Origin of the sequence: Aquimarina sp. AU58 (assembly GCF_900312745.1) — a bacterium.
Taxonomy (GTDB): domain Bacteria; phylum Bacteroidota; class Bacteroidia; order Flavobacteriales; family Flavobacteriaceae; genus Aquimarina; species Aquimarina spinulae.
The window spans coordinates 2,537,653-2,547,058 of the sequence record NZ_OMPD01000014.1; the positions used below are offsets into that span (position 1 = coordinate 2,537,653).

At 33.0% G+C, this 9,406-nt stretch carries 10 protein-coding genes; all 10 read left to right on the forward strand.

From position 1 onward, the window contains the following. The 10 genes from DK441_RS22315 (at position 1) to DK441_RS22365 (ending at position 9,358) form a co-directional block, all read left to right on the forward strand. Positions 1 to 324 carry a hypothetical protein gene (locus tag DK441_RS22315; protein WP_109852810.1) on the forward strand — a complete coding sequence of 108 codons (324 nt, stop codon included), beginning with the start codon at positions 1 to 3 and terminating at the stop codon, positions 322 to 324. Beyond that, a complete protein-coding gene (locus DK441_RS22320; protein ID WP_109852811.1) occupies positions 321 to 977 on the forward strand; it encodes a hypothetical protein in 657 nt (218 codons plus the stop codon). Before DK441_RS22315 ends, DK441_RS22320 begins: the two co-directional genes overlap by 4 nt. Continuing rightward, on the forward strand, positions 955 to 2,661 hold the full coding sequence (locus DK441_RS22325; RefSeq protein ID WP_109852812.1) for a hypothetical protein: 1,707 nt from the start codon (positions 955 to 957) through the stop codon (positions 2,659 to 2,661). Before DK441_RS22320 ends, DK441_RS22325 begins: the two co-directional genes overlap by 23 nt. Positions 2,662 to 3,269: 608 nt before the next feature. Beyond that, a complete protein-coding gene (locus tag DK441_RS22335; protein WP_109852814.1) occupies positions 3,270 to 4,631 on the forward strand; it encodes a hypothetical protein in 1,362 nt (453 codons plus the stop codon). Next, positions 4,631 to 5,608 carry a DUF6712 family protein gene (locus DK441_RS22340; RefSeq protein ID WP_109852815.1) on the forward strand — a complete coding sequence of 326 codons (978 nt, stop codon included), beginning with the start codon at positions 4,631 to 4,633 and terminating at the stop codon, positions 5,606 to 5,608. Before DK441_RS22335 ends, DK441_RS22340 begins: the two co-directional genes overlap by 1 nt. A gap of 9 nt (positions 5,609 to 5,617) precedes the next feature. Beyond that, the gene (locus DK441_RS22345) at positions 5,618 to 5,959 is read left to right on the forward strand and encodes a hypothetical protein (protein WP_109852816.1); all 342 of its coding nucleotides are present in this window, start codon (positions 5,618 to 5,620) and stop codon (positions 5,957 to 5,959) included. Continuing rightward, positions 5,952 to 6,839 (forward strand): hypothetical protein, encoded by an 888-nt coding sequence (locus DK441_RS22350; protein ID WP_109852817.1) that lies wholly within the window; start codon positions 5,952 to 5,954, stop codon positions 6,837 to 6,839. Before DK441_RS22345 ends, DK441_RS22350 begins: the two co-directional genes overlap by 8 nt. After that, positions 6,802 to 7,254: a hypothetical protein gene (locus tag DK441_RS22355; RefSeq protein WP_109852818.1), complete on the forward strand. Its 453-nt coding sequence runs from the start codon at positions 6,802 to 6,804 to the stop codon at positions 7,252 to 7,254. Before DK441_RS22350 ends, DK441_RS22355 begins: the two co-directional genes overlap by 38 nt. A gap of 169 nt (positions 7,255 to 7,423) precedes the next feature. Beyond that, positions 7,424 to 8,251: a DNA adenine methylase gene (locus tag DK441_RS22360; RefSeq protein ID WP_109852819.1), complete on the forward strand. Its 828-nt coding sequence runs from the start codon at positions 7,424 to 7,426 to the stop codon at positions 8,249 to 8,251. Positions 8,252 to 8,455: 204 nt separating this feature from the next. Further along, a complete protein-coding gene (locus DK441_RS22365) occupies positions 8,456 to 9,358 on the forward strand; it encodes a hypothetical protein (RefSeq protein WP_160112237.1) in 903 nt (300 codons plus the stop codon). Positions 9,359 to 9,406: the final 48 nt, after the last annotated feature.

Below are 9,406 nucleotides of genomic sequence, written 5' to 3' on the forward strand. Positions count from 1 at the left end.
ATGGATGTTCCCCAGAGACATGCAAGTGAGTTAAACCTTGACGATTTTGAAATCATCAAGGAACTCGCTGCACAGAATTGTTCACTTAAGGATATTGCTGATTCACTAAATGTAGATGTAAGAAGCTTTAATCTTTCATGGAAAAATAAAGAGTCACCTATCTATAAAGCCTACAGAAGGGGGAGAATAGAAATTGAAATTTCCAAATCTGAAATGCTTGAGCAAAAAATATTAGAAGGTAATATTACAGCGATTCAAGAGCATAACAATTTAGCTCACAAACGTTGGTTTGATAATATTAAAAATGATGTTTTTGATCTATGAAGAAGAAACATAAAGTTACCAAACTCAATAATGGAGACGCAATCTTTGAAGATTTGCATTTAGATTTACTTACTCAATGGATAGAGCGAGGATCCAAAGATGAAATGCCGGAAGAGATTTTGGAATATCTCGATCAATTGGATAAAGCACGTGGGTGGTATAATTCTTTAATGACCGAAGAACAGATCATTAAAAGGTTATTAGCTAATTATCCAGACCTTGACCGCATAAAAGCTAGAAATCGATTCTACGACGCTATTAACTTCTTCTATTTGGATAATCATGTAAAAAAAGAAGCCTATGCCAATATCTATGCAAACAAACTAGATAATATTGCCACAGCTATTATTCGAAGCGCAGAGAATTCCGATGATTATAGTAAAGCAGTCAAAGCAATAACCGAAGCAGCCAGAATCAGAGGAGTATATGAAAAGGAACAGGATAAACTTCCAAAAGAGTTGTTTGATAAACCTAACAAAGTATACACAATGAATCCAGAAGACCTTGGATTACCTGCAGCGAACAGAAATGAACTAGCCCGACAAATTGAAGCTATGAATATAACCGAGGAACAAGCTATTAAGATTAAACAAGATGCAGGATTAGAGCCTCGTAAAATATTTACCTTCCATGAGCAGAAAAAAGAAGATTGATAAGACTGCAGAAAACGTTGAACTTCGATATGGTAATTGGTTATCAATTCTAATTGCGCTAATTGCTCCCAAAAATTTATATGCTATTCTTGGTCGTGGTACTGGTAAAACTACAGATATATTAGCGCAACGTGCTCAAGATATCTGTTACGACATGCAAGGTGCATATGTGGCCATTTCATCAGATACCTATATGAATGCCTTAAAAAATGTTATTCCTTCGTTAATTGAAGGTTGGGAACGAAATGGGTGGATAGAAGGGATTCATTTTGTGGTAGGTCAACGTCCTCCCAAACATTTTAAAAAACCTTATAAACCGCCAATAAGTTGGAAACATACAATTACGGCTTTTACTGGCACGCATTTTAAGATAATCTCACAAGATCGACCATCAACTGGAGCAGGAGATTCATATCAGCACATCATAGGTGATGAAATTAAATATCAGTCTGAGAAAAAAATAAACAAATTAACTCCAGCTATTCGTGGTGAATACACACGTTTTGGTCACTCACATTATTATGGAGGAAGAACATTCACATCCGATATGCCAAATCCTAATCATGGAGAGCATGATTGGGTAATGCGTATGGAGAAGAACATGGATATGGATCAGATCAAATTGATTTTACAAACTTCATTGGTTGTCAATGAAATAAAAATCGAGCTGATGAACGCTGAATTACACGGTAATGATCGTGATATTAGAAAACATAAAAAATTATTAAAGGTTTGGGAAGAAAGGCTGTCTATTGTAAGAAAAGATAGTACATTCTTCCATATAGCCAGTAGTTATGCAAACGCTGATATCCTGAGAGAAGGGTTTTTTAAAGATATTTTAGAGACAATGAACTTCAGGGAAGTTATGACCTCCATTCTTTCCATACCTCCAACACTAGAGAGAGGGCAAATGTTTTATCCTAATCTATCTAAAAGTAACTTCTACAGTGATGGTTTCCGATATGATCGATATGATAAAGAAAATAGGGGAGACAAAGTAGAAGGTAATTGTTTAGACCTTAGATATCTTAATTTGAACCAAACATTGGAAGCAGGCTTTGATTCTGGTAAGATGTGTTCTTTAGCAATTGGTCAACCAGAAAGCAAAGAAATATATAGAATCTTAAAAGATTTCCATACTATTCCTCCTGAGTTTATTCCACAGTTGGGGCAGAAATTCAGAGAATATTTTAAACATCATAAAAAGAAACATTTACAACTATACCACGATCGAGCAGCTAACAAAATGCAGAGTGTTGGAGAAGATCATGCTTCAAAGTTAAAGAAGGCTATTGAATATGATTCAGAAGGTAAATCTACTGGTTGGACGGTTGAATTAATGAATAGAAATCAGGCTACAATTTACCAACAAGAAGAATATGAATTAATGCTTGAGATGTTCAAAGGAAAGCATAAAGATTTACCAATGGTGCTCATTGATAAATTTGCCTGTAGCGTTTTAAAGAGTTCAATAGAACGTGCTGAAGTAATTATTAAGGAAGACCGACACGGCAAGAAAACCATACATAAAAATAAAAGTTCAGAACAACTGGCAGATGAATTACTCCCATTGTTTTCTACCAATATGTCTGATGCTATGAAGTACTTATTATGTAGAAGAGTCTTTTTAGATATGCTTAAAGGCTCAAGTAACCTTTTTAGTGTCACTCCAGGGATACATTAGATATCAATTGTATGATTTTATATCCTTATCAACCGATAAGGATATTTTTTTGGCAGAATGTATGTTCATTTGGTTAGAATTTAGAACAACTGTACAAAAGTTTGATTTGTAATATTTTGAAAATCAGCAAACAAACCTAAGTAACTTCAAAAATTAATTTAATTCACAAAAAAAACATGGCGCCACGCTCTATCTGTAATTTGCAATTGCACGATTTTGCTATTTTTTAGATATATGACGGGTAAAAAGTTTTTAAAAAAATTAATTTTTTCGCCTTTTTTCAGTCAGGCAATGCATTATGATGTCCATTTATTACCTCATTGATAGTAGTATCATTGTTATATGAGTAATGAGTGCTATCATAACTACGAGGATCCCATCAATACCATGCGCCAGCATACTAGTGCTGGTATTCCCTTCTCTCTAACCTTCATGAAGTTATCAGGCAGTATCGCAAGGGTTGAAAAGGCTACACTCAGGGGTATGTCAGGTACGGGTATCAACGCTAAGTATAGACTCCAATATACTAACATAGCCACCGACGAATATAGGTCCTTCTATATACCATTACTCATGGCTGTAAACGATAAAAAAATAAGGCTAAAACGATGAGTGTAATTAGGTTAGATAATGGTAATCATCTCAGTATTCATGAGAATACGGTTAATTACTTCGAGATATCAGGGCGTGGTGCTAATAGTGGTAAGGATGAGAATAAAGAGTCATTCTCTGATTGGGGTGAAAACACACTGAACATTGGTAACTATAAGGTTATACCTTTTGGAGAGGAGAATGATATCCCAGATAAGATCATAGATACGCTATATCCAAATCATTTGGCACCACGTATTCAAAATCGTAAGGTAGAATTGGTTGCAGAGCAAGGACCTTATTTATACGAGACTGAGGTAGATGGGGAGAAATACAAACGTAAACCCGTTACAGAACCAGCAATTACAGAATGGTTAGAATCGATCGATTATGAGGAGAAACTTCACTTTACAGCCTCTCAATATTATAATACCAATGTTACTTTTACCAAGATATTTAGAGATAGAGCTGGATTAATTGGTTCTTCGTCATCGTTAGCTCAAATCGAGGTATTAAGCACGCATAATTGCCGATTAGCATATAAAGAAAGCTCAAAAACCAAAATACCAACTCATGTTGTAATAGGTGATTTTAAGAACGGAAAGGAAGATGAGTATGAAGTTTATCCCTTATTTGATCGATTAGAACCTACAAAATATCCTGTTTCTATTCATTACTATGCAAGAAGATCCTTTGGTGTTAATTATTATTCAATGCCTGAAATATATGGAGCTTTACCTTGGATAAGACGATCAACGGCAATTCCAAAGGTAATTGAGGCACTCACCAATAATTCACTTAATATAAAATGGCATATCACTTCGCCAAAAGAGTATTGGGATCAAAAACGAAAATTAATCCAGGATAATTTACCAGATGGAGAAAACTACACAGAAAAACTCCTTGACGACCTAAAAGAGCAAATATTAAAGAAATTAAGCGAATTACTATCTGGTGTTGAAAATGTTGGTAAGTTTTGGCATAATGAAACGGTAACTACCATTATCGGAGGTTCTCCAGTGGAGTTAGGTTGGAAAATCACTCCAATAGAGCAAAAAGTAAAAGACTATGTGAAATCACAACTGGACATCGCTGTAAAATCAGATTTCTCCGTATTAGCTGCATTAGGTCTTCATTCAGCACTTGCCAATGTTGGTGCTGATGGTAAGAGTGATTCAGGGAGCGAACAATTATATGCCTTAAAGATTCATCAACTCACAGGTGTACCTCTGGCCGAATATTATATCACTAAAGCATTTAATGATGTAATCAAATTCAAGTTCAATAAACCTATTAAAATAGGCTTTTATCATATAAATCCAGAACGAGAGCAGGATATCACAGGTAGTAACAGAGTAATCGAACAAACACCATTGTAATGGATATTATATTTAATTCAGAAGCAGACGGAGGAATTGAAGTAAAAGAAATTTTAGGTTTCATTGATGCTGATTTTACATTCAAAAATCTAATAACTGATATCGAGCTTCAAACCCCATATTTAATTGATTATATAGGTAAAGAAACTTACGAACTTGCTCTCTACATATACGACGATGGGTTAAAGCCTTCAACATATACAATACCTGTTTTATCAGCAGTTCAGGAGGAACAAATGAAGCGTATCATTAAATTGATACAAACGTACATCCTTATAATGGCCAATCATCAATATGAACAAAGTAATGATTTGTTACATACCAATTCAGGTCGTAAAGTGAATCGTACCGAACACCAAGTTACACCTTGGGAGTGGCAAATCAATAAGGATAATGCTGCTCAAATGAAAAAAGCGTATCAAGCTCTCGATCAATTGATTTCTATTTTAGATGAGTCTGAAATTACTACATGGCTAGAATCCGATGCTTATAAAAAATCAAAATCATTATTTATTTATAATACTAGAATATTTGATGATATCTATCCAATTAATATGAGTGGGCAACTGTATTATCGTTTGGTCCCGTTTATGGAGGATATTGAGATCGAAAAGGTATATCCGATACTTCAAAAAGAGAAATGGGAATCGATTAAGAATGGCATTGCATCTCAAGAAACATTAACCGATTTAAACGAAATCAGGCTATTAAAATTAATTCGAAATGCAGTAGCATATTTCACTTTAGAAAAGGCTTACAATGTATTTCCTATAGAAATGTTCCCTGATAAGATAAACTATCAGGAAAACACCACTATGAGATCCAGAGCTAGAGCAGAAGTGATGTTGAAATTAAGAAAAGACGCAGAACAATATTTACTGGATCTAGAAAAGCATTATGGTAAAATGACTAGCACAAGAGTAGAACGTGATCCTATGCAAGGATTAAGTACTGAAAACAATCATGTATCACTATAACAACTAAAAATGAAATTTTATTTAAAATACTATTGGAGACAATTAAAAGAATGGTGCTATCTACACCTCACAGCAAAGGGTCGAAAAGAAAAGTTTTTCGCAGAAGGACTGAAAAACATCAACGTGCATCTAGAAGATCGAAAGAAAGAAGCCAAACTTAATATGCAACTTACTGCAGGGAGTATTTTGGAACAAAAAAAGATAATAGGATACAACGGAAGAAAATCAATAACCAAACCCAAAACAACGAATCATAAACTTAAAAAAGTAGTGGAGAATAAGCATGCAAAAGAGCTAAAGGATAATAAGTTAAAGATTCAAGATAAAACCCTGGTTATACAAGATGCATAAGATCGAAATTCCACATAAAAACAAGAGTATTGAGTTTCCCGAATCTATTTCTGAAATGAATACCAATCAATATATCCTGTTTTCTGATTTGGCGTTTAAGTTCGCTACTCAACAGATTAGCTATGGAGAGTTTAAAGTGCAACTTACATATATTTTGTTGAATCTGGAACGCAAAGTGGATATGACCGAAGCGTCTGAAAAAACAGATCGGGTTGCTGAGAATGTATACAGGATATCAGAATTAATGGAAAGCTTCTTCAGAACTGAGATTAAAGACAAAAAAAAGTATAAAATAATCAAGTTGGATGATGTAGTTAATCATATTCCATTCTTTTCGATTTCGGGAACCAAGTATTATGGACCAAAAGATGCGTTAACCAGTTGTTCTTTTGGTCAATATATCCAAGCATTAAACGCACTACATGATTTTTATAATACCAAAGAAGAACATCATCTTAATACATTGGTAGATACATTGTATAGACCGATAGGAGATGAATTTAGTAATGAATCTATTGATGATAGGCCAGAAGTTCATGTAAATACGGCAATAGGTGTGAAATATGGGGTGTATCTTTTCTTTGCTGCATGCCAGGAATGGATTGTTACTAATAAAGAACTAAGTATTGGAGGAGGGAATACTGTTGATCTTACCGTATTATTCAAATCAAATAAACCAAAGGATCCATTAGCTCCCAAAGGTATAGGTATGCTAAGTGCATTGTATACTATTGCCGAATCCGGAGTGTTTGGAACTATGGATAAAACCGCAGATCAAAACTTATACGATGTATTGGTCTATATGGTACAAAAACATAACGAAGTCGAAAAAATGAAAAGAGATGCTAAGCGTAAGAAGTCTACAAAAGTTCCTGGATGAAACGAAGGAAGAAATTCCAGAAATCACAAATGTAAAAATGCTATCGAGCGAACCTAGATTCGCTCGAATAGTTACGGAGATAAAAAAAGAAGATATTTATTTGATAGGGCTTTTACCGAGCGCAAAGAATAAACTCAATAACGAGGATAATCGTACTAAAAAAAATAGTCTCGCCTTTTTGATAATTACACGTTTTAATGAACGTGAAGGAGATGATCATTACATGAGTACGTTTGATATTACTCAACCTATAATTTTAAAATTAGAAGAACGCTTAAGAAGAATCAAAGGAGATGTGAATAGCAAATGCCAGTTTTCTGATGTTGATTTATCGACCATATCGATAATGCCAGTAGAAAACTATCATCAAACTAATGGGTGGGATTTGAGTGTGATTGTTGAAACTAAAAAATGATCATGTATGTGGTTGGATGGCAAAAAAATGTCCTCCAGCTTTAAAAGTATCTCACCACATTTTAAACAAAGAGCCAACGGCTACTGGAGGACAATATGTCTTTTAGTGCTGTTGGCTTTTTTAATGTGGTGAGATATACAAATATATAAATGAATTATTATCTATCATTATGAAAACTATGAAAACTCCCGTTTCGTACTATGGAGGCAAACAAAACCTTGTAAGTACAATTTTACCAATGCTACCGGATCATAAAACTTACATAGAACCTTTTGTTGGTGGAGGCGCAATATTTTGGACTAAACCAAAGAGCGATGTAGAAATAATTAATGATACTAATCGAGAATTAATTAACTTCTATGAAATTATACAAAACGAATTTGTAGAATTAGAGAAAATGATTCGAATAAGTTTGCACTCAAGATCTCTACATAATGATGCAACAGTCATTTATAACAATCCTCATATGTTCTCAAGAATTAAAAGGGCATGGGCTGTTTGGGTCTTGGCTGCACAATCATTCAGTTCGATGTTAGATGGTACTTGGGGCTATGATAAAATAAAAGAAACCACCTCTCAGAAAATAACAAATAAGAGAAACTCCTTCACAATAGAATATTCGATACGAATTCAAAATGTTCAAATAGAATGTACAGATGCATTGAGAATAATAAAAAGCCGTGACTATTCTGAGGCTTTCATATACTGTGATCCTCCCTATTATAATAGCGATTGTGGTCATTATGATGGATATTCTATTGAAGATTTTGAAAACCTTCTAAAAACTTTAGCAGAAGTAAAGGGAAAATTTCTCATGAGCAGCTACCCCAGCGAAATTTTGAATAAATATACTAAACAACATAATTGGTTCAATAAATCAATAGAGCAAAAGGTAAGTGTTGCAAACAAAACAGGGAAGCCTGGAAAGAAAAAAATTGAAATGTTCACCGCAAATTATGACCTATCTAATCCAAAAGAAATTTTAGAATTATTTTAATTTTAAAATATGGAAGTCTGAATTTGATTTCATTAAACTAAAAGATAATTTGTTATATTTATAACTCAAAACAACCCCTACACCTAAATTAAAATTTTAGATGCAGGGGTTGTTTTATTAAAATTAAACTTAGTATATAATAAATTTAAAAAAGTTATCACGGTATTCTATTGCGATTTTCCATACCATATAATAGTTTTACAATTGAAAGAAAAATATCAAATAGAAATTATTAAAAAGTTAATTAAGTTTAATTCCTTAAAAAGAATTACTTTTTGGTTAATGACAATATCAATTATTAATCTTTTAATACTTGGACCTAGTTACCCTGATTTTTTTTATAGTACAAGTTATTTTATAACCGTTGGTGTATTGGGATTAATTTGGGTTGTAATGATCATCATTTCATATTTGAATAGAGGTTTTGATAAGGATTTAGTTAGAAAACAAAGAACTCATGAATTTCTGGATGAAACAATATTAGATGAATTGAACGATATGGATGAAACAGTGATTCCTGATGAAGATATAAGTGGTGTAAAAAAAAGATTAGACGATATTAAAGAAATTCTTATCGGAAAACTTTCAACCGATCCAATTAAAATTCATATTGAAGATTTGGAAGAAAGGATATTTTATGAAATAAGTAATTTGAGAAGAAACGCAAATCTGAATTTAGGAATTGGTATCGCTGCTACTGTTGTTGCAGTAATAAGTCTTGGGTATGTAATTCTAACGCAGGAAATTCAAGATGTGTACTATGATAAGTTTTTGATGAATTTTATACCAAGATTATCGTTAGTACTTTTTATAGAGCTTTTTGCTTTCTTTTTTTTGAAACAATATAAGTCAAACCTTGAAGATATTAAGTATTATAATAATGAGAAAACTAACATCGATTTCAGAATACTGGCGATAAAAATTGCAGAAACGCTGGAGGATAAAACTATGCATGATCAGATAATAAATAGTTTTATTAGTATAGATAGAAATTTTAAATTAGATAAAGATCAATCAACGATCCAACTAGAAAAAATGAAACTTGATAACGAACAAAACCTTCAGTTATCGAATTTACTTGCTAAAGCAATAGATAAATTAAAATAACGAATCAATAATTATGTAAATATTCAATCCCTCAAATTCGAGGGATTT